We start from the raw sequence: 26,312 nt of genomic DNA on the forward strand, positions 1-26,312 counted from the left end.
CTCTATACTGAGCCCATTGTTTACTCAAGAAGCGAAATACACATGACATTAAAAAGCCAAATCGACGCGTTTGAAATCGAAAAGAAAGCCAACCTTAGTAGCGATATTTTAGATTTAATGGATATCACTACAGATAAACTAATTGCGGCGCAATTAAGCCAGCATGCACTTAAAGTAGGTGATACGCTGCCAGCATTTATCTTACCGAATAGCGATGGCACTTTGGTAAGTTCACACGCGCTACTAGAAAAAGGCCCATTGGTACTTAGTTTTTATCGTGGTGGATGGTGCCCATATTGTAATTTAGAGCTGCGTGCGCTTAATGCAATTTCAGCTGAATTTGCCGCGCATAACGCACAGTTAGTTGCTGTTTCACCACAGTTACCGGACAATTCACTCTCTACACAAAACGAAAATGCGCTTGCGTATACTGTACTTTCGGATGTGGAAAATACCTTAGCAAAAGCCTGTGGTTTAGTATTTACCCTTGATGAGCGTTTAGTGCCGGTGTATCACCAACTTGGCCTTGATATTCCAAAAGCGAATGGCGATAACAGCTATGAATTGCCCCTACCGGCAACCTATGTCATCGATCAAAATGGCGTAATTCAATTTGCCTTCGCAAAAGAAGATTACACCTTAAGAGCTGAACCTGAAGACGTACTTGAAGCAGTAAAAAAGCTCAAATAAGCTCTACTTATCAAAGAGAAATCACCAAGTGGTTTCTCTTAATAAACCCGCTTTTATAAATAAAACTAATTAAAAAGTATACAAACTCACATTACTACCGTACACTGCGCAGGCTTTAGAAATTTAAAGCTTTATCTACTACTGCACGTTTTGTTTCTCTTTCTTCTTTATTAATTCTAAGTCGAACTGGTATCTATATTTGCTTTATTGGTTACTGTTTTACTTGTTTATCTATAGCTTTATCCGGTGAGATTTCACCACAAATTAATTAATAAAAGGTTTCAATATGTCTGATTCAGTAACTGGCGTAGTAAAGTGGTTTAACCAAGAAAAAGGTTTTGGATTTGTAACACCAACTGACGGTGGCAAAGATGTGTTTGTACATTTTCGCGCAATCGTTTCTGATGGTTATAAATCATTAGACGAAGGTCAACAGGTTCAATTCTCTGTTGAACAGGTCCAAAAGGCCCACAAGCTTCAAATGTTGTAGCACTATAATTAAGTGCTCTTCCAGACTTAGGGTCTGTTGACCTTTCAAGTTCGTTTTTGCAGCAGTTTGACTGAGTTTTACACAAGGCAGAGGCTGCGTGGCATAGTTATTCTATGTGAGTCAGCCGATAACACAGTAGAAAACTCATTCAAGCGCTGCCGAACGGTTCTTTTGAGCGCACTTTTCTCATTGTTGCTCGATATTCGCTTAGATTGCTAGGCCACACATCGAGCGCCGCGATAAAAGCACGCTCAATAGAACAAAAATAGAACAGCAAAGATCAACAGACCCTAGTAACAACTAGCCTTATCATCACCGTAATACGCCTCCTTGAATTAACCCATCAGTTTTTGTCTTACAGTACCCCCTAAGTAAAAATATAAAAGATCTAATATGATACATACATTTAGTGCCGCTAGCATAAATGCTCAGCCGCCAATTTTATCCATCTCCGTAAATAAAAACAGCGTTGTCTTTACCGATAATGCCGAACGTAAGAATGTGCGTTTTGAAACTGCCTTCGAGAAAAAGCAGTTTTTAAATTGGCTTACGACTATTTAACATTTTATCCGCGAGATCTAATGTGAAAACCCTTAAAAGTAGCTTCTCCATGATTATTCGCATTCACAAAAAAGCCGGAGATTACTCCGGCTTTTTGTAATTTAAAAAACGTTAATTAGTTATTTAAATAGGTATTTAAAAACTTAAGGTAAGCATTTGATGCTTCAATGCGGTTTTCTTTTTTGGTAAAACCATGACCTTCATCATCAAATAAAACATACTCTACCGGTACGCCATTGGCTTTTACCGCGGCCACCAGCTCATCACTTTCCACTTGCAGTACGCGAGGGTCATTGGCGCCTTGAATTACCATTAATGGTTTAGTGATATTTTTAGCGTGGAATAATGGCGAAATAGCGCGGTGACGTTCACCATCTGTTGCTGGGTCGCCCATTTCATCGTAAAGCGCTTTTTTAAAGCTCTCCCACCATGGTGGAATAGAATTAAGCGTTCTTACCCAGTTAGTTACACCAAAAATATTAATACCCACTTTAAATTCTTCCGGCTCAAACGCAAGCGCTGCCGCGGTCATAAAGCCGCCGTAACTGCCGCCCATAATGCCAATTTTATCGCCATCTACCCAATCTAAGCTTTGTAGATGTTTTTTACCGTAAACAATGTCTTGTAAGTCATCGGTGCCGTGTTTTTTATCATCCAAATGGAAGAAGGTTTTGCCGTAGCCCGAGCTACCGCGGTTATTCACCGCAAAAATAGCATAGCCATGGTTTACCAAGTGCTGCTGCATGGCGCTATAACCGGTGCGGCTTTGTCCACCTGGTCCGCCATGCACCCACACAAGTGCAGGCACTTTATTATTTCTATTTGCTTGTTTTGGTTTGTATAGCACACCAGGGATTTCTAACCCATCAAAGCTTTTAAAACGCACTATGGTACTTTCAACCAGATCATTTTGATCAATTGCTGCACTTAGGCTGTTTGTAAGTTGTGATGCGTTTGATGACCCTACCTGCCAAACAAATAAATTATTCGGTGACGTATCGGAATTTAAGTAAAACGCCATGGTTTTTTCATCTGCCGAGAAATTTACGCCACGTAAATTACCCGCAGGTAAACTTGGCATCGCAATCGATTGCCCTGTTTTTGTATCCATCACAGTGACTTTAGTGCTGGCATCAGCATTTACACCACTCACTTGGTAGCGCCCTGATTTAGAGAAATAAATAAAGTTAACATCCCACTCATCTTTGAGTGCAAGACGATGTTCACCCGAGCTTAAATCGTAGCGCCAAATCTGTGCAAATTCGCCTTTTGCGTTGGTTGAGTAATAAAGTGCCTTACTATCTCGCGAGAAGGTTTCTGGGCCAAATGTGGCTTCAACACCTTTGCCAGCAATTAACTCTGGTTTAAGTGTTTTTTTCATCGTATCGAGAATAAACACGTCGCTATCTTTGTTTGAGTTATTTTTAGAAAGCGCAATAAAACGGCCGTCAGGGCTAATTGCCCCCACATCTAACCCCATTTTATTTTGATAAACAGGGGTTACTTCATAGCTTTTTGCGTCAACACGGTATAAATCCATAAACTTAGCATCGCGCTGGTTACTGGTAATGTAAAAATGACTACCATCTTCTGTGAAACCAGCGAAGCGCGCACGGGTCTCATCGCCCGGTGTTAAGTCTTTAACACTGCCGTCCACTTCGCGTACATACACATGAAAACGCTCATTACCGCCTGAATCTTTGGTAAAAATCACGCGTTCGTCATTTGGGAAATAACGCACCGCGTAAGTACTGTCTTGAAAATCTGTTAAGCGTGTTTTTTTAGCGGTTTTAATATCAACAGCATAAAGGCTATAAATACCGCTTTCATCACTGCTCACCAGTATTTTGTCACCATTTGGTGAAAAGCTGCTGCCCATAATAGAGGTGGTGTCAAAGAAAGTTTCAGCATCATATTGTTTTAATGTTTGTGCTTGTTGTACTGCCTCTACCGCTTGCGATGTACTGTTTGTTTGTGAACAGCCAGCTAGTACAAGCCCTAGCGCACAGGCAACTGCGGCTAATTGAAAATGCGTTTTCATTATAATTATTCCTTGTAAATTATCCGTTTTCGATTGTTACCTGAACAAATATTAGACACAAGTGTCACGTGAGAATAATTGTTTCAAAATGTTGAAATGCTTGACGGATAATGTCGCAGACCTGTTACTACGCACTTTCAGTATTTGCCATTAATCACTTAACCAAACCGTTAAACACATTACGTGGGTTATTAGCGGATGTTTGATTAAAATCACAAACATAATAAAAACAGGGAGTATTGAAATGAAACCTATATGCCCAGAATGCAATAATGAAATCACTTTTTTGCAAAGTTTTAGAAATATTAATCCGTGGAATTACCACTGTCCAAACTGTAGAAAGCGTATCGATATCAGTAAGAAATGGAAGAATATCAGCCTAATTTCAGCGGGATTAGGGTTTATTTATGGTCTTTTCACTGCCGCCAACGATATACCTATGTTGCAAGCATTTGTACCTGTATTAATTATCGCTTTATTCGCACAGTGGTTTGTTTGGCAACGTATAACATTCTACAAATTTAATAATGCAAACCAGCAACAAGATACTTAATAATCACCAAACAAAAAGAGCTTTGAGGTTGATGCCCAGGGTCTGTTGACCTTTCAAGTTCGTTTTTGCAGCAGTTTTATTGGGTTTTATACAAGGCAGAGGCTGTGTGGCATAGTTATTCTATGTGAGCCAGCCGATAACACAGTAGAAAATCCAATCAAGCGCTGCCGAACGGTTCTTTTGAGCGCACTTTTCTCATTGTTGCCTACACGGATGTAGGTAAGGGGCGTGAGCTGGACGCGTAAGCTTTGCTCGATATTCGCTTAGATTGCTAGGCCACACATCGAGCGCCGCGATAAAAGCACGCTTAAAGAGAACAAAAATAGAACAGCAAAGATCAACAGACCCTAGTTTATTGCAAACTGCATCAACCACGCTAAATACGTAGCGCCAGACATCTTAAATATTCAGTAAGAACCTTTCTGCATCGCTACCTTGTGACAATCAACTTATAAGATCAAAAATTTACTGTTTGTATTTGTGTAAAAGCGATTGCGGAATATGGCAGTAGTCATCAGGGTAGCGAGTAAGCCTATCTTGATGTTCTTCATCACTTTTTACGTAATTGGTAAGGGGCAATACTTCTACTTTAATCTGTTCTTTATCATCTCGAGCATTAATAAACGCAGCAGCAGCGCCCAAATGTGCTGGGTTTTGGCTATAAACTCCCGTACGGTATTTCTCCCCAATATCTTGCCCCTGCTTGTTAATACTATATGGGTCGATAATTTCAAAGAAATACGCCATCAATTGCGCAATCGTGATACTTTCTGGATCAAAGTGTACTTTCACACATTCTGCATACCCATCGTATGGCGCATGTGTGCTATTAGCAGTGCCGTTTGCTCTACCCGCTTCACTGTTTATTACGCCGGGGAGATGCCTTAGGTATTCTTGCACCCCCCATAAACAGCCTCCTGCAAAGTAGATAACGTGATCTAACGTGTTTGCGCTAGCAATGCAGCGCTGTTTGTTTTGTTTATTCATAAATGTATAAAGTTGAGAATGATTCGTATATGCCTCAGGAGTGAGATCATATACAATGCGCGCCAAATTAGCGATGTTGTTATATGGGAACTTCCCCTGTGTTTTATTTGAGCCAAGCTAGTTGGCAAGTAGCCCTTACAACAACTGAATGTAGTTACTTACGTCTAAAAGGAAATCACATGTTTCGCGTTGCAAACGCTTTGTTTTTAAGCACGCTGTCAGCTTACTCTTTCGCGTCAAACGACCTTACCTCTTCTACCGAAATCGAAAAAATCACCGTTCAAAGCGCCGCCACGGCAAATAACCGTCCCGTCGGCACCTTTGACTCACCTGTTTCAAATTTAGAATACGACCCGCGCGTTGATTTGCAGTCGCGTAATATGGCTGAAGCGCAGGCGGATGTTACCATCCGCGGCGGTATTTTTGAAAACACAGGTTTTCGCATTGGCAGTGCAACCTTATACGACCCGCAAACAGGCCATTACTTTGCTGAAATTCCTATTGCACCTGAAATGCTATCTAAACCACAGGTATTCACTGGCGTAGATAACGCCCTTTACGGTGTTAATAGTTCTGTAGGTTCAATCGCTTATCAATGGAATACCATTAATAGCGGTGGCAATGTATCAGCAGGTGCTGGTAACAATGGGTTTAAACTGTTTAGATTGCACAGTGCATATAGCACACAGCTTGAATCTAACCGTTCGTGGACTTTAGGTGTTGAAGGTGAATACTCTCACTCACAAAGTGATGGTACCATCGAGTTTGGCGACCATGATTTTGACCGTGCCTCTGGACGCGTGCAACTCGCCAGCGAACATTCTCAAACCGATGTTTTTTATGGTCAACAAGAGAAATTCTTCGGCTGGCCAAATATGTATACGCCATTTAACGTGAACGAAACAGAAGCGTTAAAAACTAAGCTGTTTATGATAAATCACACGCAGCAATACACAAATGATAGTCACTTTGAGGTAACCGCGTACCACAGAAAACATCAAGATCATTATGTGTTCTCACGAGAAAACCCATCAATGTTTGAGGCTTTTCATGAAACGGAAGTAGATGCTTTTGCTTTATCGGGCACGCACAGTGTAAATAGCCAATTTAGCCTATTGTATTCAGCGCAAGCGATGGCTGATTCAATTGAATCAACCACCCTTGAAAATAATTTTACTTCACGTGATTATTACAAACTGAGTGTTATACCTGAATACACCACCTCACTTGATGCAAACAAAAGCCTAACCGCTCGACTTGGCGTTGCATTTGACGACACTAATCGTGATGACTCTCATGTGTCTGTGATCGGTGATGTTTCATGGCTAACACGTAATCAAAATAACTCAACACGTAAATTCTACCTATCGTACGCTGAAGCTACGCAAGTTGCTGGCTACACCGCAATTGGTGGCAGCGAAACAGGCGGCCTATTTCGAAGTAATCACAATTTAAAACGTGAAGTAAGTAAGAACATTGAAGTTGGGATGTCACTTGATGCCCTAGACTGGCGCTTCGATTCTGCACTTTTTTATCGTTTTGATAACGATTTAACCGACTGGACATATAGTTTTGATGCAACTTCAGCGCGCGCAGCCAACGCCGTTGATATTGACACGCTAGGTTTTGAACTTTTTGCGATTAAAAGTTTTGGTAACGCCGATATTGTGGCTAGTTACACTTATTTAGATAAATCTGAAAACTACTTTGACGACACGGTAGACGCCAGTTTTTATGCGTTAAATTATCCACCGCATCGTGTAACGCTTGGCGCCGTATGGCACCTTCATGACAGTGTGGTACTGCGCATTGATAATGAATGGCGCAAACAGCAAGAAAATGCCCTGCGTAACGGCGATGACAACGCGCTGTTCACCCACTTAACAGCTACCTACACACCAAGCCAATTACCAGGTGTAAATTTGGTGTTTGCCGTTGATAACTTATGGAATGAAAAATTCGAAGAAGTACCAGGTACACCAGGTCGCGGTGAACAGTACTCCATTACGGCAAATTATACTTGGTAAGTATTTAAACCTAACTTGCGCTACTTGAACAAGCCAAAAAAAGCCCCTTTTGGGGCTTTAAATTGGTTGGTTAAATTTATAGACATTGGGAATTATCGATGCTTCTTGCGCAACGTTTTGCCAGCAGATGATTAAACTTCGCATTGCCAATTAGGTGCTTTGTTGCCAATTGTGATTTGAATATTGCTTTCACCATATTTGCGAATTGATGGCTGAATTGCCGCTTCAAAATCACGAGCGGTGTGCTCAAACTGACGTGCATGCAGTTCGAGGGCTTCAATATCTTTGCTATGAGAGCGGACTATCGCTTCTATTTTTTCAGCGATTTGTTCGTGTTGCTTAATTAATTGTTTATTCACAACCACAGTATCGCCATCTTCAATTACCATATCACCTGATAAGCTATCTAATGCATGCTCATGTTTTGCAAGTTCACGTTCCATACTTTTCATCGGCTTTTCAAGTGTTTTTAACTTCACTTCATCCGCTTTCATTGCATGGTAAGCGGTCAGTTGTGATTCTGTCATCGCGATAGTATCTAGGCGCTTACAATCCTTAAACACATAGATATTTGGTGCATCATTCTCCGATGTGTTATCTGATGTTGCATTTGCAACCGCGCAAGCGGTAAGAATAGCCGAACTTAACATAACAAGGGCGAACTGTTTCATAGCGTTTAATCCTGTTGAGTAAATGTATTGGTTTAAAAGCTTAGTCGCGAGCAAAAGGGAAAAGGTTTAATAAAAAACTAATTTTTAGTAATCAAAACAAAATGTAACAATTACTCATACTTTAAAATAAACAACTGATAATTTGGTTATATTTTCATGAAATAATTACTGCAACATTAAAAATAAGGCCGCTTATCATGAAATATCTTTCAACTTTATTATCTGTACTAGTTATTTTCTCAAGCTCTGCATTCGCGAAAAAACTTGATGTAGGTGTAAACATTCCTGCCGATTTAGGCGAAACATTCACCGAAGAAAAGGTAAGTTACGAGCAATTTAAAGGACAACCTTTTTATATGTTAGTTTGGGACTCAGCAAATAAGCAACTTTTAAGAGATGTGTTAATTCGCACTGAAGATTCACCAGCGCCAGTAGTAGTTATGTGTCTAGGCCGAGTTAAAGTTGGATCTCGCAGAAAAGACTACACAGAGTGTGAATACCAAGCCGACATTCTAAACGATGAACGTGTGACACTTATTAAGAATAAGCGCAACCGAATTACAAAATCAGTTAAGTTACCGCAAGCAGATCATCTATTTGTTATTGATAATAAAGGTGTTGTTGCACAAAAAATTAGACTATTTGCACGCTAGAATAATATTTGGGGAAAGTTTAAGCGGGGCAACCCGCTTATTTTTTATGCCTTGTGATCAGCTTAATGTGCCAGGGCTTGATTAAAATACTCTTGATAAAACGCCTCAGCATCAACTTCAGACAGCGTTTGCCAAAGTTTATTCGCCAAAAGAGGCTGGCGCTCAAAAAATTGATGGCTAAACATCAAATATCCAATACTTTGATTAATTGGAATGGTATTTTGTTCAAAACCAGTTGGCACATTTTCCATATGACAATTGCTCAGCGAAACAGCCACTCGACCTTTGAACAGTAACTCATGGGCTTTATTTATTGATGGTGACTCGTATATATCAAAGCCTTTTTTACGCATTTCACCAATAACACCGTAGCCATTTGGAATAGACATGCTCATTGGTTTGTCAAAAATCAGTGTTTCGCCATCCCAATTTATACTGCCTGCTTTATGTAACAAACACGATGCAGAATTCGAAAAACTTAAGCGGTTGTCTAATTCGCCATCACTATTTTTTGGGTAACGGGCGATTTTTTCTCTAAGCGGATGGTACCGCCCCACTACAGCATCTACTTTGCCACTAGCGAGGTCGTTTAAACAACGCTTCCAAGGGTAGCGAACAAATTTAATGATTAAATCGGGATGATAAGTCGCAACTTGATTCAAAATATCAATTGCCGGACCGGGCTTAGACTCAGGTACTAATGGGCCTTCACCATAAAAATGAGGTAAAACCGGTTTGTTTTCATAACAATAAGTTAATGTGACTTGTTTATTGCTGGTTCCATGCGCGTGCAATGATAAAAAAATGAGTACTGTTAAAAACATATAATTAAATACATTTTCAAGCATAGCGCACCTTAAAAATTAAATTACATCATGTTGAGTTTAGACCGAGATAAGCGAAGATTGTATTCAAACAATTTAAAAAAACATGTACCTCATCATGCTATTGAATAATTGATAACGCTTTTTATTAAAACTCCCACCTAATTCGTTGAGCTAGTTTAATAATTTTGACATATTATGCTAAAAACATAACGAGCAACCTATCTACAAAATGGAACTTGAAACCGAAAGACTTCTTCTTAGATCGCTTTCTTCTGACGATTGGCAATTTTTCAAACATTTACATCAGCTGCCTGATGTGATGCGCTTTATAAGCGATATGCCTACGCTTGATGTAATTAAGCAACGATTTGATGAACGCTGTATTTCTTGGCAAAAACAATCTAATGATTGGCTTACACTTACTATGTTCAATAAAAATACCATGACACCTATTGGCGTTACCGGATTTTTATCACAGTGGCAACCATATCAGCAAGCCGAGCTTGGCTTTATGCTTGACCCTGAATTTCAAGGATTAGGTTATGCAAAAGAGTCAACGCGTAGAGTGACGGCGTTTGCATTTGATGAATGTGATTATCACAAAGTAACGGCTACGGTTACACAGGGCAACGACGCATCAAGTCGATTATTAACTGCGCTGGGGTTTAAACTAGAAGGCGTGATCAGAGACAACTATAAAATTGATGATAAGTGGTTTAACGATCAGAAATTTGGCATGTTGAAAAGCGAGTTTTCTTAAAACAAAACACCTACAACAGAAAGTAGTGGTAGGTGTTTTGTTTTTAAACTATTTAGTTAAAGATTAAAGCGCGATGTTGCATCCAGTAATTTATCTGATAAATCATGCAAATTTGTTGCAACACTGCGTACTTGTTCAAGTGAGTTTAATGTCGACTCAAACGACGAGTGCATATTTGATACATTATCAACCACGATTGAGGCGACCGACGTTTGCTCTTCGGTTGCCGTCGCAATTTGTGCGTTCATGCCGTTAATCGCCAATATTTGTTCAGCAATTTTACGAATTGAGTCACCTGTTTTTGCTGCGTTGTCTGAGTTCTGTTTGGCTTTTTCCATTGCTGAATTCATTGCTGTTACCGAGTCATTAGCAGCCACTGTTAATACATTTAATAAATCGCGAATTTCGTTTGTCGATTTTGCGGTACGCGATGCAAGTTCACGTACTTCATCAGCAACCACGGCAAAACCACGCCCTTGTTCACCTGCACGCGCCGCTTCAATGGCCGCATTAAGCGCAAGTAAATTCGTTTGCTCAGCGATAGAGGTAATCACGTTTAGAATTTGCCCTACGTTTTGAGTGTCATTGGCTAATTGATCAATGGTGCCCGATGCCGCCTCGATTTCATCTCGAAGTGCATTTGATTCTGTTACCGAAGATTCAATTTGCTGCGCGCTGACTTCCACTTCTTTTTCAGCGCTTCTTGCTGCTTCTGCGGCACTCGCCGCCGAGTTAGAAATGTCACCTACACTTAATTTCATCTCTTCCATTGACTGGCGTACAATCTCTGCATCATGTGATTGTTGGTTAGTTGCGTTTTCAGCGCGTTCCATACCTTGTACCAAGCGCGTTGAGTTTTCCATTAACGGGCTAACCACAGACACTACATTTTCTACCGAGTCTTTCAATAACGATATAAAGCCATTAAAGTTTTGCGATACTTGACCAATTTCATCTTCACCTCGCACTTCTAACTTACTGCTTAAACTGCCTCCACCATTGGCAAGTTGTTCAAGTGAAGACGCAACTTCTTTAGCTGATTGACTAATGGCTTGCGCAATGTAAATGGCCAATAACGCAGACATAATGATGGCGATAACAATAATCCCGATGGTTACACTAATCGCATCGCTTGAACGCTCTAATGTATCGCTAATAAGCGCCTGAAAACGTTCATCTGACTTAGCTTGAAATGTTTCAAAATGACTCACTAGCTCTTCATATTTTGCAGTTTTTTCCTGCGCTTGTTGTTGGATTTTTGAAAAGTCGGCTGTGCCGTTAATCATACCCGACGCTATGTCTTTTGCTATTTTACTGTACTCTTGCAGTAGTTTAATATCTCGACCACTCGCATCCTCAGGCGATAAACGCGAAAGCTGTTCAAGATTCTGTTTTATCTGCTCACCGGTTTCTGTTGCTTTACCAATCAATTCTTCATCGCCAAATGTCACCGACTGAGTATAAAGCTCATCCAATTTTTGCACTAAATATTTGTTAGCTGTCGCAAATTTAACTACTTCGTAACTAACATTCGAAATTTCGTTAATAGATTTTTCATTGTCTACCATGGTACTGCGACTAACCGCCAAAATGGCAATTAGCAGTATCACTGTTAGCCCTGTAATTAAGTGTATCTTCTTGTTTATACTTAAATTGCTAATAATATTCATTCTGCTTGTTACCCTACATTAAGCTATTGTTCTAAATAAGCCCTTTTAAGCACCACCATTAAATTGTCGTCTATTTTTAAATTTTTGCTAGTAATCTCGTTTATTTAACTATACTTACCTCGCTAATAACGCAAATTAAGCAATTTAGGAAACGATTATGAACAATAAAGTTTTATTAGGTTGTGCATTGTGTTTTGCGGCTTTTCCAAGCTTTTCAGATGTTAATATCTCTGGTTTTACTAGCATAAATGCAGGCAAAGTACTTAGTGGCACAGGTGTTCCTCACTACGGCATTAATGAACCCACCTTTCTCGCTGACTATCCTATAGTGAGCGTATATAACGAAGATATCACCTTTAAACCCGAGTCCCTTTTTGGCTTGCAAGTCAGTGCCGATGTCGGTGAAGGGTTAAGCGCAACAGCACAAATTGTTGCCCGCGGTGCAGATGACTTTAATGCAGAGTTTGAGTGGGCTTATTTGTCGTATGAGATCAACGACAACTGGACAATACAGGCAGGTAAAAAACGCCTTCCATTATTCTACTACTCTGATTTTTACGACGTTGGCTATGCCTACGTTTGGATGCGTGCCCCCGCAGATAACTACACTTGGCAGATTTTTAACTACAACGGTGTAAACGCCCTTTACACAGGATCAATCGGTGATTGGTCATTATCGGGTAATATCTATTTTGGTCGCGAAGACGACAAAGAAAATAAACTACTTTCAGAGTTCTTTTTTAAAGAACAAACACGTGAAATTTGGAAAGACATTATTGGCGGTGTAATTCAAACCAGTAATGACTGGTTAGAAATTCGTGCAACAGCTATGAGCTATACCAACCAACGCTATATCGGTGGCGAACCATCTACATGGAACGGTAAAGATGAGCGCGATGGCAACTTTTATGGCTTAGCGGTCAACGCTGATTTTGGTAACTTTTTTGTATTAAGCGAACTAAACCGTCTCGATCTTGATGGTAATTTAGATACCGCGATGCTGACATTAGGCTACCGTATCGATTCGTTCACCCCTTTTGTCTCTTATTCTACCTTCGATCAAAAAGATGGTGATGATGGCGAAGATCACAACACTACATCATTTGGTATCCGTTGGGATTTCCACTCAAACGCAGCGTTTAAAATTCAATACGACGAGGTGGAAGACAACTCATATGAACTGGCTGTAGCAGGTGATAGCAAGGCCATTACTATCGGCGTTGATATGGTATTTTAATTGAGGGTAATACGATGAAAAATTTTATTATTTTAACACTTATTCTATTCACATCTTGCTCATTAAGCGCTGCGGTAGATGTTATTGTTCACCCATCAAATGCAAATGCAATTGACGCGGGTGATATCAAGAAAATTTTTACCGGAAAAGCAAAATCGTTTGCCGATGGTTCAAAAGCACTGCCCATTACTCAGGCCGATGGCAACCCTGCTACTGATGAGTTCAACCAAAACGTGTTAAACAAATCGTCTAGCCAATTAAAAGCATATTGGTCAAAGTTAGTATTTACTGGCAAAGGCACTCCACCGGAAGAAGCGGCAAATGATGCAGAAGTAGTGAGCTTAGTATCAAAAAATCCAAATTTAATTGGTTTTGTTTCAAAAGGCAGCGCCGATGGTAGCGTAAAGGTTGTTCAATCTTTCTAGTTGAGGTAGAGCTAATATGAAGAAACGTTATTTAATTGCTTCATTACTATTAACTGGATTTGCAACATCAAGCTATGCAGATATCCGAGTTAATGGTTTTGCCTCTATCTACGGTGGGCAAACCCTTGGTAGTGATGATGCCTTATACAATTACTCAGATGAACTAGACTGGCAGAACGACAGTTTGTTTGCGGTACAAGTGAGCGCCGATGTGATGGATGGGCTATCTGCAACCGCACAACTGTTAGCCCGAGGCAGTGATGATTTTAATGCCGAGTTTGAGTGGGCATATTTAACCTATGAAGTATCTGAAAATTCACAACTAAGTGCCGGTAAAATGCGAATTCCATTTTATCGGTACTCCGATTTTCTTGACGTAGGTTACGCCTACCGCTGGGTAAGACCTCCCCAATCAGTTTATAACTTGTCGTTTTCGACCTACGAAGGGTTAAGCTACCTGCATAACTCGACCATAGGTGAACTTGATAGCAGCTTACAGCTAATGGTGGGTGCGGTTAATACAGATATAACCGCAATTACCGATTCCGACGCTGCTGAACTTAAAGACACAATTGGTATTAACTGGAGTTTATCAAACGGTTGGCTAACAGGACGGGTTGCTTATTTTGTTTCTGAAGCCAGTATTGATGTTAGCGGTAGTAGCGAACTCTCAGGGTTACTTAATGGCTTGCAAGCCTATGGCTTAAATCAGCAGTATAATAACTTAGCCATTGAAGAAGACGACGCTTATTTTGCAGCAATCGGTATTGGAATTGATTACAACGATATTCTATTCGACGCTGAATACACGCAATTTGAGATTGATAACAGTATTTTAGCCAAACAAACACAATATTATGTGTCGCTTGGTTATCGCATGGATTCAGTCACATTAAGTGCAACGTATGAAGGCAACGATGATGAAAATTCAAACGATCAATTTAACCAAGTACCACGCAGCATAACAGGCCCTGGCGGTGTACAAATACCTGTTGTTGCCCCTGGTACAAATCCACCATTGTATTTGCAAGATGCCACTAACTTAGCGCTCGCATCACAAGCTGCTAAATCGAATGCATATTCGTTTACCGTACGATATGACTTCCATCCATCAGCAGCATTTAAAGTGGAATTCACCCACTTTGAAGATGATTTAAGCAACAATGACGCCGACTTAGTGACCTTTGGTCTGGATCTGGTGTTCTAATTATTATTTCCTTAAAAGCAAAAGCCCTACTCTTTTTAAGTAGGGCTTTTTTATGGAATAGGTTAAACCAACGTGATTAGCAAACGTCACCTTCAATGTTCAATAACTGTGGCTTTGTGTCAGGCTTAGCATAACTTAATCGCGCTAGCCGATCGGTTGTGTGATAGCTATCAAGACCTGAAATCGCCACAGTATCAAGCGCTTCAATATCAATATAACCGTCTTTGCAAAGTGCAATATCCGGCACAATAATATGGGTTATTTCACCAATGACCAATACAGTGCCGTTAATTTCGAGCGGTTTAATTTCGCGTAATTTAAGGGCAAATTTGGCTTGCGACTCACCAACAAATGGCGCATTTATGCCTTTCTCAAATTGCTCTGTCAGTGCTACTTTTTCAAACTCAGACTCATTTTCGTCATAGCGCGCTGATGTTTGATGGGCTTGTTGCCAAATAAGAGAATTTACGTGATTGATGGTGTAGACACCCGTAGCTTTAATATTGCTTAACGTGTCTCTAGGCACGGTATCTGGGCGGATAATCATGCCTATTAACGCAGGGTCTGCACCCAAATGAAATACTGAGCTGACGATCGCCAGATTTGTTATGCCAGATGCGTTTTGGCTACCAATTAAATTTGCACTTTTAAAGCCTGATAAACTATTAATTAACCGAGCGCGTTCGCGCTGTTCCATCGCTTTAATATCATCTTGAGTTATGTGTTTTATCATTGCATTTGCCTAAAAATCATTTGCTTTGCTATACGCTTAACCACAAGTTATCGATTACAAATTTTCAAGATTTTGCAGTAAAAAATTCGCGCGACTAAGTACCTTATGGCGATCATCTTGTGCTTTCTTAAGCCAGTTACTTAACACCATTTTAGTGCGTGGATTATTGGTAAAACTGTCTTTATGTTTATCCATAAACTGCCAATAAAGAGAATTAAGCGGGCAAGCATCATCCCCCACAGTGTTTGCTACGTTATAATGGCAATCACTGCAGTAATCACTCATTTTTTTAATGTAATTACCACTTGCAGCATAGGCTTTTGAACCAACAATGCCGCCATCGGCAAACTGGCTCATCCCCCGCGTATTTGGCATTTCTACCCACTCAAGTGCATCGATGTAAATGCCTAAATACCAGTCATCGACCTCATCTGGGTGAATACCTGCAATTAAACAAAAATTACCCGTTACCATTAAGCGTTGAATATGGTGAGCGTAAGCAAAATCAAGTGATTGTGTAATCGCATGAGACAAGCAGCGCATTTTGGTGTTTCCACTCCAAAACCAACTAGGCAGTGGTAAGTTCGCATCAAGGGCATTGAGCGATGCGTAATTGGGCATATTAGCCCAATAAATACCGCGCACGAATTCACGCCAGCCTAAAATTTGCCTAACAAAGCCTTCCACCTGTGCAATGTCTATGTCGTCGTTTTGTTCAAAGGCTTCTATGGCGGCACTCACTACGCTATGAGGGCTTATCATTTTGGCATTAATCGCAAACGATAATCGTGAGTGATATAAACTCCAGCCTTTATCCTCACCAAACTCAATAAGTTTGCCTGTCATTGCATCTTGAAACTGACCGAACTTCGGTAATAGCGCTTTACAGAAAAAAGCGAGCAGCTGCTTTGCTTGACTGCGATTAATTGGCCACAGCAATTGTTTCTCTGCTTTACCCATAGTTTTAATGCCATGCCTTTCAATGCGCACCAGAATGTCACTGACATCATTAGCGAACACCAGTGGCTCAGGAATATTTGCAAGATCACTTACTTTTAATTTATTGCGGTTTTGACTATCAAAATTCCACTGTCCTGTAAGTGGTTCATCGCCATTCATCAATACATTAAATTCCACGCGCATTTTGCGATAAAAATGCTCCAACCGGTGTTTTTTACCTTGCTTGAAATAACTGGCTAATTGATTATTAGCCAAGTAAAAATGCTCGGTATCAAATACCTTGTAGTCGATAGCAAGGCTTTTACCGTAATCATTTAGCTGGGCGCGTAAACGGTATTCATCGGGCAGTTGATAGCAAAAAGTATGAATACTTTGCTCTTTGATTAGATGATTTAATAAGTCGGGTAAATCGGCGTACTTTTGCGTGTCGTCTAAAGTTAAGTAAATCACCTTATGGCCAGCTTTTTCTAATGCGCCAGCAAATGCCTGCATTGCCGCAAAAAACGCCGATATTTTTTGAATATGATGGGTGGTGTAACTCGCTTCTTGATGTAGCTCTGCAATCACATACGTCACATTACTCGATTTTTCTTTAAACCAAGAATGCTGCGCATTAAGCTGATCGCCCAAAATTAAACGAAGCTCACTGGTCATTATACTTTCCTTTTTGTCGGTTACCCGCACAGCGTTTTGAGCAATATTTCACATTGCGCCAATCTCGCTGCCACTTTTTACGCCATGTAAATGGGCGTTCACACACTTGACAAATTTTTGTAGGTAATTCTGATTTTTTCACTAATTTGGCCTAACATGGCGATTAAGTAACCGCTTACTTTCAATCACAACTTTTGGCTTTTTACGCCATAACCAAAGTAACGCTTGTGCATCTTTATAGCTTTGCTTTACATCAACAATCGGCTCAGGATAATCTTCACCCAATGTAAAGCCATACATCATTTGTTCCATTTGTGATAGCTGCCATGGGCTGTGGATCAATGGTGCAGGTACTTCGCGAAGTTCAGGCACCCACTTTCTAACAAAGTCACCCTTTTCGTCTTTTTCTTCCCCTTGTTTTACGGGGCTATAAATTCGAATGGTATTAATACCTGTCACACCCGCTTGCATTTGAAACTGGCTGTAATGAATACCTGGCTCAAAATCTAAAAATAAACTGGCAAGATGCGCTACACCTGCACGCCAATCAAGCTCTAAGTGATGACACAAAAAACTCACTAACATAGCGCGCATGCGAAAATTTATATAGCCAGTTTCAATTAGGCAGCGCATACAGGCATCAACCATGGGAATGCCAGTATGCCCCGTTTTCCAAGCATGTAATCTTTGCTCTGCTAAATCACCTGTCACCCGTGGTAAGTCGTCATACCCTTTGTTAACGTGGCGAAATTCCATCTCACACTCGCTTTCAAATTTCTGAATAAAGTGGCAATGCCAATGAAGTCGCGATGTAAAAGCAACAAGGCTTCTGCGCCAGCCGGGAACTTGCCAGTGACTGAGTACCGTTTGATACACTTGTCGCAAACTAATATTGCCCCACGCCAAATACGGCGATAATCGCGAGCAATGAATTTGACTTAAACTTGGGCTTGAAAGGTTAAATGCATACTCTTTACCGCGAGCGGTAAAAAAGTCGTTAAGCACATTAAATGCTTCGCTTTCGCCGCCATTTTGAAACTGACCCTGAATGTTTTGAAAGCGCGTTTCAAAGTGTGGCAGCTGACATTCAAACTCATTATTTTTAAACCAGTTAACTTCATTTAAATCGAGATTCAAACAAGGGGCACGCATTACCTGCTGCCAGTTTTCATCCCAATGAGTGCGATGGGTTAAGCCGCGTTGCACCGCCCCTAAAGGGGCTTCACGCCATATTATTTGATTGCTTTTACACCAAGTAGCAAACGCTTTATCGCGCGCAAAGGTGTTATCAAGGCCAATTTCTTGATGAGAAAACACCTGCGAAATACCGTATTTAAGACTAAGCGCTTGAAGTACTGCTAGAGCATCTCCCTTTGCGACATACAAAGCGCCTGTTGGTAACTTGTTTGCCATATCGCACAATGACTGCGAGACAAAGCGCCAATGGCGCTCAGAATAGTGCGCATCGTCAAGCAACATGTCTTCAAAACAGTACACTAATAATACTGGTAGACCTGTTTTTGCTGCTTCAAACAGTGGGGCGTGATCAGACAGACGCAGGTCACGTTTCAACCAAACAACTGCGATGCTCATTTAAGTTACATCGCTTAAAATTGGCCAATCTGCTGCATCATTGGCATCAAGCTGTGAGCCAACCGCTGAACCTTGCCACTTTCGAATAAATTTGCCGTTTGCATCAAACAGCTCGGTTTGTTTTTCGATATTGAAATGCCGCCCGCCGCGCGGATCAACACCAACACCTGCAATGTACTGCCAATTGCCCCAATTTGACGCCACATCAAAATCAATCAGTTGCTGTTGAAAATAAGCAGCACCATAGCGCCAATCAAGCTGTAACTCATTTACAAAACAACTTGCCGCAATTTGCCTGCCACGATTTGACATATAACCGGTCGCGTTAAGTTGCTTCATAAGTGCATTAACTAACGGATAAGGTGTATTACCGCTACACCATTTTTGATATCGCTCGGCAAAAAAGCTAGTGAGAGGTTTGGTATCACTGAGGCCTGAAAATAGGTAAAGGCGCTCGCCTAATTTTACACTCAGCCACTGAAAGTACTCACGCCATAACAGTTCAAACTTAATCCAATAAGTTGACTCATTAGCACCATCTGAATGTTCATATTGTAATACCGCATGCCAAATTTGCCGTGGCGATAAATTACCTATCGCTAAATAAGGGCTGAATTTTGTCGAGTTGTGCCAGCCATCAAGTTCATTGCGGGTTTCTTTGTAAGTTTTTGCCGCGCCACTATTTAAGTAACTCACCAAGTGATATTTACCCGCATGCTCTCCTGCGAAAAACGGCATATCATTGGGCGTAGTATAAGTCCCATCATAACGCTCAAACCAAGCAAGCAGCACACAATTGTTGTCAACCTTAATCGCTTTTGGCCAATGCTCTGGCGTCAATGTGCTTTCCAACGAGGTTGGTGCCGAAACTGTTAATGTCTTTTTCTCAACTTTGTTGCGAAATTTACTAAAACTACCCGACATACAATCAAGCTTGTCAATTTGATGCTGTGAAAACAGTGTATGTTGCCAAAACTGCATGAAGTTAACTTTTGAATGGGTGCTTTGCAATTCAGCTAGCTTACGTCTTTCGTATTCACCCACTTGCTCTGCAACCACCAGCTGATTTATGTCATGCTCACGAATAAACTCACTTACTTCACTTTGAGCTGCGCCCCCTAACACTATTAACCGATGACCTAGTGCTTGCAGTTCATCGGCAAGTTCTTGTAGAGCATTTAAGATAAATCGCGTTTGATGATCGCCAAGCAGTTGGCTGTGATAATTATTGGCAATTTTTGTACTGGGATCGAGCACATAAACAAACGCAATTTGTTCACTGTTTTTCAACGCATATTCAAGCGCAGCGTTATCACTTAAGCGTAAATCATGGGTAAACCAGTAAAGGGTTTTAAGCACTATTTTCAACCGAGCGTATTACAAACTGTAGCGTTAGATACGTAATTCAAAGTTAAAAAGTTCAAAACAACAACCCGCCTTTTTAAACCACCCCATAGCATTGTGCACTTATCACAAACGGCTTGTTTAAACATTATTGTCAATTAGCCTTGGTATTGTTTGTCGCTAGCGGTATGAGTGAGGAAATAAACGTGATCACAGCGATTCTATTAGCCGGTTTTGCACAGAGTTTGGTGTTATCTGGCTTTTTGTACAATAAATCGAAACAAATTCAGCAATTTAAAATTTTAATGCTGATCCATTTGGTGTTTGCTTTAGATCTCTTTTTGGTATTTGCCGGTCAGGTCAATTGGCTTTCATCACGACTAAACGCATGTTGGGGAGCGATTTACGCCATTTTATTTTTTGTTTTTATTCGCAGCTGCATCGGTTTGATGCCGTCAAAACGCGAAATTATATGTTACTTCACGCCTTGGCTAGCGCTTAACATTTCTGTTATTGATTTTCTATACGATCCTAAAAGTGCTGTGTTGTCTTTGCGTCACGAATTATCGGGCTACTTTTTACTGGTTATTTATCTTTATTTTGTCATTTGGGCAACTGTAACAGTAAGGCGATATCGCAAACAACAAGCGCAGTTTTCAACCACACTTAGCAACGAGAATATTTTGTTGTTATGGGGAATATGCGCCAGCTTATTTTTAGCTATTTCTGTTATTCCGTTTCAATACATGTTGCAAACCAGCTTACCTTTACCGCAATTATTAATGTGCTGTGTAATGTACGGCATTACCTATGTGTTGTTACTAAAACCCCAACTACTTGACTTTAAAACTAAGCAAGTGGCAAACACTCACAAAGAAAAATTGCACGCGAGTGAAGATGCATTACTTGCCGAGCACATTTTAACCTCACTTGATGAGCAGCAGCTTTTTACCGATCCCAACTTGAGTTTACAAACCTTTGCCGAACACTTGGCGATGAAACCCTATTTGCTCTCGCAGGTGTTAAACCATCACTTGGGAATAAAATTTATTGATTTAATTAATCAACGGCGAATTGAATATGTTTGCGACCTAATTAAAAATCAGCCGCATATGCCAATGTTAACAATTGCGATGCAAGCGGGCTTTAATGCTAAATCGACCTTCAATGCGGCATTTAAAAAATATCGCAATCTCACCCCAAGCGAGTATAAATCCCAAGTATTAAGTACAGATTAGCGAATCTGTACGTACAAAAACGCCAATAAGACGACACCAAACGCGAAACGCTGAACCATAAAGCCTTCAAAAAAAGGAAAACTTTATGAACTACAAAACACTTTTTGCGCTTTGTTTGTCGCTGTTATTAATTGCGTGCGATAGCGATGATGCACTTTTTGAGAACCCATCTGAGCAACACGTTTACCCCGCACCAAGCGGGCAATATCGGGTTGGCATTATGGAGTTTGATATTACCGACTACCGCGAAGATAAACTGGCTCCAGAGCTCGGCGAACCGCGAAAGTTTACAGTTCGTGTGCATTACCCAAGCCAATTACGTTCAACTCTCTACCACCCGTACTTTGATAAATGGCAACACCAAGTTGACTACCTATCTGCACTAAGGCCACAAGATGCCCCAATTCACCCCGAACAACATGAGCTGCAAAATATGTTGTCTTGGTCAAATTCAAAAGCGCCAATCGCATATCATCAGGAAAATGGCTGGCCGGTGCTTTTTTATTCTCATGGCTTAGGACTTTTTAATGCTGACAACACCGAGCTGCAAGAAGCGCTCGCGAGTCATGGTTTTACAGTGGTTTCAATTAACCATACTTATTTGGCAGGCGTTACCAGTTTTCAAAATGGCGAGCACAAAGGACTGTATTTACCAAGTGGCAAACACGATGTGCAAACGCCCTCTGGTCGCGCATATTTTGATAATCAAGTTGCACCTGAAATTGCCAAAGACGTGCTCGCTACATATCAGTGGTTAACGCAAGAAAGCTGGCAATTTGAGCATCAGCTCAATTTAAACAATGTTGGCATGTTAGGTTTTAGCTTAGGTGCAAGTGCGGCAATGAATGCCTGCCAGCAACTGTTAGTATGCAAGGCCGCAGCAAATATGGATGGTATCGTATTGGGTAGCGTGGCAATAAATCCACTAAACAAACCACTGTTACTATTTCGCTCGGAAAATCCTTTCTCACAGCTAGAGCCTATTTACCACGCGAACCAAAATGACAGCATTTTGGTATCAATTCACGGCAGCCAGCATAATGACTTTACCGACCAAAACCGCTGGATTGTTGGTTATCCGAGCGAGGTTGATAAAAACGCCATGCACAACATTGTGAAACAGCATATGCAGCGCTTTTTTAGTCACTATTTAAAGGCGCAGCCATTGGTACTCGCCGAATTTGAAGGTGTTAGCATTCAGCAAAAGTAATTCGACTAATCTAAACTAGCAGCCAGTATCAACAGTAGAGGCTACTTTACTGGTAACTTGGCTGCCATTTTCAGCAAAAGCGTAATAGGCATAGCATTCGTCTTGTAGGCTGTAGCCTTTAGGGAAAATAAATAATCCCCAGCCCTGAATACTGCTATTTACATAAGATGCTGGGGTTTGATCTATCACACACAAGCGCTCTTGGCAGTTATAGCTCGCAACTAAACTTGCACCTAAATCAAAATACCCATTGCCCACATAACTGAAATCTCCGTCCATTAAATCGCCCAACGCGTTATTCCAGATTTCTTGCGGAGCACCAAAATAGGTATTAACGGTAACCCCATTAATAATAACGGATTCATTGCTAACTTTATGTTTATGTTGCATCACTGCTTTAGCATAAATGCCATCGGTCAGTTGATCTAACCCTGCAGCCACTTGTTTAAGAGTTGCAATGTTTGCATCGCGATTAAGTGAAAGGAATTTAGGCGCAGCAACAACAGCTAACACGCCGAGTACAACAATCACTAAAATCAATTCAATTAAGGTAAAGCCGCGGTGAGAGGTCATAGCAGGTGTACATCTTTTAACATTAAACATTCAATGGATAAGGGAAACCCTTATGTATGCCTTACAGAGTAAGCCTTCTGGAGGAAATGTTCAAATAATTAAAAATAGCGAACATCCGTGTTCCACTAATACCAAATGAATATTAAACCGGTTTGGAGGGGCGCAAGGTAAACGCAAACTCAGTGCCTTTGCCAAGTTCACTTTTTACTTTAATGTCGGATTTAATCAGCTGAATTAAACGGTTTGTTATTGCAAGTCCTAGCCCTGCGTGCGATTTTTTACAGCCTAGGCTGTTACTTGCACGGTATCGCGCTTCAAAAATATAGGGTAAATCTTCGCTGCTAATACCCACGCCGGTATCGGCAACAACAATTTTGTACTGCTGCGACTCTAAACCGACCTTGATACTAATCGTTCCACCTTGATTAGTATGACGCAGCGCATTTTCGATTAGATTGGTTAAAATACGCTCTAACTTTGCAATATCTGAATAAACACTAAAATCACACTCTTTCGGATACACTTGTAATTGAATGCCTGCTTTTTCCGCGCGTAGGGCGAATTTTGCCATGACATCGTAAATCAGCTCACCTAAGTTGAATACTTCCAGATTAATATTGGTTTGGCCGGATTCAAGATGAGCGAGTTCAAAAATTTGATCGATCAAGGCTTTTAATTGGCCGCAATTTTTAAGTGTTACTTTTAAATAATGCGCGGCTTTTTCATTAGCATTGGGCGTTTCTTTGTTGAGTAACTCTAAATAGCCTTGCAGCGAGGCAAGTGGCGTGCGTAAGTCATGAGATAAATGCGCAAGTAGTTCTCGGCGCTGCTCATCAAGTGCTGTAAGCTGCATCATTTGTTGATTAATGGTGATAAGCATGCGATTGACCGCCGCACCTAATTGATGAATTTCATTATGGCGCTTTGGCCAATCTAATAAAGGCAGTTCTGAAATATCAAATTCGGTTTTATCCACTTTTTGAATAAAACTACTTAAGGTTCTAAGTGGTTTAGTAATAGTGCGAAACACCACCAGCATGCTAATCAACAAAAACCCTAAACCTAATACTAACCAAATACTGCTTACTAAAATTTGCTCTGAGCTTTTAATCGACGCAAATATAGAGTCATAAATAGACGAGCCAATAATCACGTACAAGTAGCCTTGTAGGGTATCGCCGTTATACACAGGAGCCACTGAAAAAATCTTTTTGTGGTCAAAATTGCGCGGATCATCACCGTAAATGGGTAAATTAGACTGATCTTCAATTAAGGTAACAAGTGGCGCTAAATCGATAAACTGGCGTTTAACTTGCCCTGGTTTGGCTGAAAACGTCAGTAATTTGCCACCCGGGTCAACAAAATAAAACTCAAACGCAGGGCCAAGTACCATTAAGGTATGGAATAGATTCTCTAATGCCTTGTAATCGTATACACCTTGTTTTAACAGTGGGTTATCATTGGCTAAATGTTCGGCCAAACCCAAGTGCAGCGCTTGCTCTGCCTGTGCACGACTTACTTGCGATACGTTTTGTGTCCACCATAAAAAAAGGCTGGCAGTAAGAATGAAAATGCTCGCTAATGTAAGTGAGAGCTTGGTATATAGCGAGTTTTTCATAGTGCAGTAACAGCCAAAGACTTAGCATTGAGTTTGTAACCAACGCCCCAAACCGTTTCAATAACGTGTTGTTTAGCATGCTTTTCGAGCTTGCCTCGCAGCCGGTTAATATGTGAGTTTACGGTATGTTCATAACCGCTATGGTCGTAGCCCCAAACTGACTCTAATAATTGGCTTCTTGAAAACACTTGATTAGGGTGTTTTGCAAAAAACACCATTAAGTCGAACTCGGTTGCGGTAAGTGGTAAATCTTCCCCTTGAAAACGCACTTCATGGCTAAAGGGGTCGATGTGTAGGGCACCAAAATTAAGCACCTGCGGTTGCTCGCTGTTTTGCATGCTTTGTGCTTGGCTTTGCTGCAATAAGCGGATGTGCCTAATTTGCGTTTTGATACGCGCTTGAAATTCACGATAACTAAACGGTTTGCAAATATAGTCGTCTGCGCCCATTTCTAGGCCGATAATACGATCCATTTCACTGCTTTTAGATGTGAGTAGTACCACGCTCACCTCGGGCATTTTGGTTTTTATTTCGCGGCATAAGGTTAGCCCGTCTACTGTGGGTAACATTATATCCAGTAAGATAATTTGATAATCTTGTTTTGCTAATTGGGCCAGTGCCGCTTCACCAGTTGTAACATGATCGACATGCAAGTTAAGTTCATTTAAATGAACTTGCAGTAACCCCGCAATATCGTGATCATCTTCAACAATCAGTACCGAGTGTTGCATCATCACACCTCTGCTTATTATAGAAATAAGATAGGCCGACGAAGACAACAACAAGGTACACTAAATAAGTGCGCTACAGTGTTTTAAAGTGCTAACTCGGGTTTACTGCAGCACACTATTCAACGTGGCAAAACAAATCGCCGGCCTATTTAACGCGTGTTACGGTGACAGCCAATAGCGGATTGTCGAATTTGTGAAGACTGGTTAATACCGAAGTACTCAGCCCATCATCTTGTCCAACAACACCTGGATGCATCGCAACTTTATTTATTTCTTCGCGTGCACTGTTAAAGCCTTCACCTCCATCAGCTGGCCCCGGTATGGTACCTGGCGCTTCAGAGTTGGCTTCTGTGCCCGCATCATAAGCAAAGGTTTTATAGTACTGCATATCCCCTACACTCATTGAAGAAACATCTATGGCATTAAGACCGGTAAAGCCATCATTTGTATTCACCATCATCGAAATTAATGATAATTTTTGACCTTCCAGCATCTCGCTTGTGAGCATCAGTTCAACTTTTTGCCCCGGCATTAATACTGCGTCACTTGATGTGCTTGCATTCACCACATCTAATGCCAAAAGGCCCGAGTTATCACCGGATTCTGCCAGTACTTCAAGTGGCTCAGATGCCATTTCACCAATTTGCCAAAATTGACCAGAGGTATGTAACGCACTGCCTAGCGGCGACATGGGTTGTGCCTGCGTTAAATTCACGGCGGTTACCATAAATTCATAGGTCATTGTGGTTGGCGGCGTGATTACTGGTGGCTCAACCGTCATTTTGTCGTTATCGTCACCGCAGGCAACAAGCGCTAAACATGCTGCTGGGATCAAAATTTTACTAAGTCTCATAATGAC

25 protein-coding genes and 1 pseudogene are annotated in these 26,312 nt (G+C 40.9%); 12 read left to right on the forward strand and 14 right to left on the reverse strand.

Going from position 1 to position 26,312, the window contains the following annotated elements; all coding sequences use genetic code 11:
• Positions 1 to 42: 42 nt before the first annotated feature.
• The 3 genes and pseudogenes from C2M30_RS14735 (at position 43) to C2M30_RS21625 (ending at position 1,741) form a co-directional block, all read left to right on the forward strand.
• Positions 43 to 690 (forward strand): peroxiredoxin-like family protein, encoded by a 648-nt coding sequence (locus C2M30_RS14735; protein WP_105172199.1) that lies wholly within the window; start codon positions 43 to 45, stop codon positions 688 to 690.
• Positions 691 to 976: 286 nt separating this feature from the next.
• A pseudogene (gene cspE / locus C2M30_RS14740) lies at positions 977 to 1,188 on the forward strand (transcription antiterminator/RNA stability regulator CspE).
• A gap of 385 nt (positions 1,189 to 1,573) precedes the next feature.
• Complete coding sequence (locus tag C2M30_RS21625; protein WP_199775893.1) at positions 1,574 to 1,741, forward strand: hypothetical protein; 168 nt, start codon at positions 1,574 to 1,576, stop codon at positions 1,739 to 1,741.
• Positions 1,742 to 1,856: 115 nt separating this feature from the next.
• Here C2M30_RS21625 and C2M30_RS14745 read toward each other — a convergent pair whose 3' ends face one another.
• On the reverse strand, positions 1,857 to 3,782 hold the full coding sequence (locus tag C2M30_RS14745; protein WP_105172200.1) for a S9 family peptidase: 1,926 nt from the start codon (positions 3,780 to 3,782) through the stop codon (positions 1,857 to 1,859).
• Between the two features lie 244 nt (positions 3,783 to 4,026).
• Between C2M30_RS14745 and C2M30_RS14750 the strand changes: the two genes are divergently transcribed.
• Positions 4,027 to 4,335: a hypothetical protein gene (locus C2M30_RS14750; RefSeq protein WP_105172201.1), complete on the forward strand. Its 309-nt coding sequence runs from the start codon at positions 4,027 to 4,029 to the stop codon at positions 4,333 to 4,335.
• A gap of 465 nt (positions 4,336 to 4,800) precedes the next feature.
• On the opposite strand, the gene C2M30_RS14760 is transcribed toward C2M30_RS14750, so the two are convergent.
• Complete coding sequence (locus C2M30_RS14760) at positions 4,801 to 5,322, reverse strand: peptide-methionine (S)-S-oxide reductase (RefSeq protein WP_105172202.1); 522 nt, start codon at positions 5,320 to 5,322, stop codon at positions 4,801 to 4,803.
• Positions 5,323 to 5,501: 179 nt separating this feature from the next.
• On the opposite strand from C2M30_RS14760, the gene C2M30_RS14765 reads away from it, so the two are divergent.
• Entirely contained in the window at positions 5,502 to 7,349 is a 1,848-nt protein-coding gene (locus C2M30_RS14765; protein ID WP_105172203.1) for a TonB-dependent receptor plug domain-containing protein, read from the forward strand.
• Between the two features lie 131 nt (positions 7,350 to 7,480).
• Here C2M30_RS14765 and C2M30_RS14770 read toward each other — a convergent pair whose 3' ends face one another.
• Positions 7,481 to 8,020 carry a hypothetical protein gene (locus C2M30_RS14770; RefSeq protein WP_105172204.1) on the reverse strand — a complete coding sequence of 180 codons (540 nt, stop codon included), beginning with the start codon at positions 8,018 to 8,020 and terminating at the stop codon, positions 7,481 to 7,483.
• 197 nt (positions 8,021 to 8,217) lie between these two features.
• Here C2M30_RS14770 and C2M30_RS14775 point away from each other — a divergent pair, with 197 nt between their 5' ends.
• Entirely contained in the window at positions 8,218 to 8,673 is a 456-nt protein-coding gene (locus C2M30_RS14775; protein WP_100914683.1) for a hypothetical protein, read from the forward strand.
• 62 nt (positions 8,674 to 8,735) lie between these two features.
• Here C2M30_RS14775 and C2M30_RS14780 read toward each other — a convergent pair whose 3' ends face one another.
• A complete protein-coding gene (locus C2M30_RS14780; protein ID WP_105172205.1) occupies positions 8,736 to 9,521 on the reverse strand; it encodes a hypothetical protein in 786 nt (261 codons plus the stop codon).
• A gap of 208 nt (positions 9,522 to 9,729) precedes the next feature.
• Here C2M30_RS14780 and C2M30_RS14785 point away from each other — a divergent pair, with 208 nt between their 5' ends.
• Positions 9,730 to 10,260, forward strand: a complete 531-nt coding sequence (locus tag C2M30_RS14785) for a GNAT family N-acetyltransferase (protein WP_105172206.1) — start codon at positions 9,730 to 9,732, stop codon at positions 10,258 to 10,260.
• Positions 10,261 to 10,316: 56 nt separating this feature from the next.
• Here the strand turns inward: C2M30_RS14785 and C2M30_RS14790 are convergent, their stop codons facing one another.
• A complete protein-coding gene (locus tag C2M30_RS14790; protein ID WP_105172207.1) occupies positions 10,317 to 11,930 on the reverse strand; it encodes a methyl-accepting chemotaxis protein in 1,614 nt (537 codons plus the stop codon).
• Positions 11,931 to 12,087: 157 nt separating this feature from the next.
• On the opposite strand from C2M30_RS14790, the gene C2M30_RS14795 reads away from it, so the two are divergent.
• Genes C2M30_RS14795 through C2M30_RS14805 form a run of 3 tightly spaced genes read left to right on the forward strand, consistent with a single transcriptional unit; the run spans position 12,088 to position 14,799 of the window.
• On the forward strand, positions 12,088 to 13,167 hold the full coding sequence (locus tag C2M30_RS14795; protein ID WP_105172208.1) for a porin: 1,080 nt from the start codon (positions 12,088 to 12,090) through the stop codon (positions 13,165 to 13,167).
• 14 nt (positions 13,168 to 13,181) lie between these two features.
• Positions 13,182 to 13,592: a phosphate ABC transporter substrate-binding protein gene (locus C2M30_RS14800; protein WP_010558318.1), complete on the forward strand. Its 411-nt coding sequence runs from the start codon at positions 13,182 to 13,184 to the stop codon at positions 13,590 to 13,592.
• 16 nt (positions 13,593 to 13,608) lie between these two features.
• A complete protein-coding gene (locus tag C2M30_RS14805) occupies positions 13,609 to 14,799 on the forward strand; it encodes a porin (RefSeq protein ID WP_105172209.1) in 1,191 nt (396 codons plus the stop codon).
• 76 nt (positions 14,800 to 14,875) lie between these two features.
• On the opposite strand, the gene C2M30_RS14810 is transcribed toward C2M30_RS14805, so the two are convergent.
• The 5 genes from C2M30_RS14810 to C2M30_RS14830 are packed head-to-tail and all read right to left on the reverse strand — an operon-like array spanning position 14,876 to position 20,098.
• Entirely contained in the window at positions 14,876 to 15,532 is a 657-nt protein-coding gene (locus tag C2M30_RS14810; protein WP_105172210.1) for a flavin reductase family protein, read from the reverse strand.
• A gap of 54 nt (positions 15,533 to 15,586) precedes the next feature.
• Positions 15,587 to 17,146, reverse strand: a complete 1,560-nt coding sequence (locus C2M30_RS14815; RefSeq protein ID WP_105172211.1) for a cryptochrome/photolyase family protein — start codon at positions 17,144 to 17,146, stop codon at positions 15,587 to 15,589.
• Positions 17,136 to 17,288, reverse strand: a complete 153-nt coding sequence (locus tag C2M30_RS14820) for a DUF2256 domain-containing protein (RefSeq protein ID WP_105172212.1) — start codon at positions 17,286 to 17,288, stop codon at positions 17,136 to 17,138. Before C2M30_RS14820 ends, C2M30_RS14815 begins: the two co-directional genes overlap by 11 nt.
• Positions 17,288 to 18,739 carry a cryptochrome/deoxyribodipyrimidine photo-lyase family protein gene (locus C2M30_RS14825; protein WP_105172213.1) on the reverse strand — a complete coding sequence of 484 codons (1,452 nt, stop codon included), beginning with the start codon at positions 18,737 to 18,739 and terminating at the stop codon, positions 17,288 to 17,290. The genes C2M30_RS14820 and C2M30_RS14825 overlap by 1 nt, the downstream gene beginning before the upstream one ends.
• Entirely contained in the window at positions 18,740 to 20,098 is a 1,359-nt protein-coding gene (locus C2M30_RS14830) for a DASH family cryptochrome (protein WP_105172214.1), read from the reverse strand. It abuts the gene before it with no gap.
• 191 nt (positions 20,099 to 20,289) lie between these two features.
• Here C2M30_RS14830 and C2M30_RS14835 point away from each other — a divergent pair, with 191 nt between their 5' ends.
• Positions 20,290 to 21,321, forward strand: a complete 1,032-nt coding sequence (locus C2M30_RS14835) for a helix-turn-helix transcriptional regulator (protein ID WP_105172215.1) — start codon at positions 20,290 to 20,292, stop codon at positions 21,319 to 21,321.
• An 85-nt stretch (positions 21,322 to 21,406) separates the two neighbouring features.
• Positions 21,407 to 22,531 carry an alpha/beta hydrolase family protein gene (locus tag C2M30_RS14840; protein ID WP_105172216.1) on the forward strand — a complete coding sequence of 375 codons (1,125 nt, stop codon included), beginning with the start codon at positions 21,407 to 21,409 and terminating at the stop codon, positions 22,529 to 22,531.
• Positions 22,532 to 22,546: 15 nt separating this feature from the next.
• Here the strand turns inward: C2M30_RS14840 and C2M30_RS22075 are convergent, their stop codons facing one another.
• The 4 genes from C2M30_RS22075 to C2M30_RS14860 all read right to left on the reverse strand — a co-directional run bounded on the left by C2M30_RS22075 (position 22,547) and on the right by C2M30_RS14860 (position 26,306).
• Positions 22,547 to 23,104, reverse strand: a complete 558-nt coding sequence (locus C2M30_RS22075; protein WP_158683469.1) for a prepilin-type N-terminal cleavage/methylation domain-containing protein — start codon at positions 23,102 to 23,104, stop codon at positions 22,547 to 22,549.
• 142 nt (positions 23,105 to 23,246) lie between these two features.
• Positions 23,247 to 24,722, reverse strand: a complete 1,476-nt coding sequence (locus C2M30_RS14850) for a sensor histidine kinase (protein ID WP_105172218.1) — start codon at positions 24,720 to 24,722, stop codon at positions 23,247 to 23,249.
• Entirely contained in the window at positions 24,719 to 25,456 is a 738-nt protein-coding gene (locus C2M30_RS14855; RefSeq protein ID WP_442792812.1) for a response regulator transcription factor, read from the reverse strand. Before C2M30_RS14855 ends, C2M30_RS14850 begins: the two co-directional genes overlap by 4 nt.
• 142 nt (positions 25,457 to 25,598) lie before the next feature.
• A complete protein-coding gene (locus tag C2M30_RS14860) occupies positions 25,599 to 26,306 on the reverse strand; it encodes a spondin domain-containing protein (protein ID WP_105172219.1) in 708 nt (235 codons plus the stop codon).
• Positions 26,307 to 26,312 lie beyond the last annotated feature (6 nt).

It is taken from the genome of Pseudoalteromonas sp. T1lg24 (assembly GCF_002964745.1).
GTDB classification, from domain to species: Bacteria; Pseudomonadota; Gammaproteobacteria; order Enterobacterales; family Alteromonadaceae; genus Pseudoalteromonas; species Pseudoalteromonas spongiae.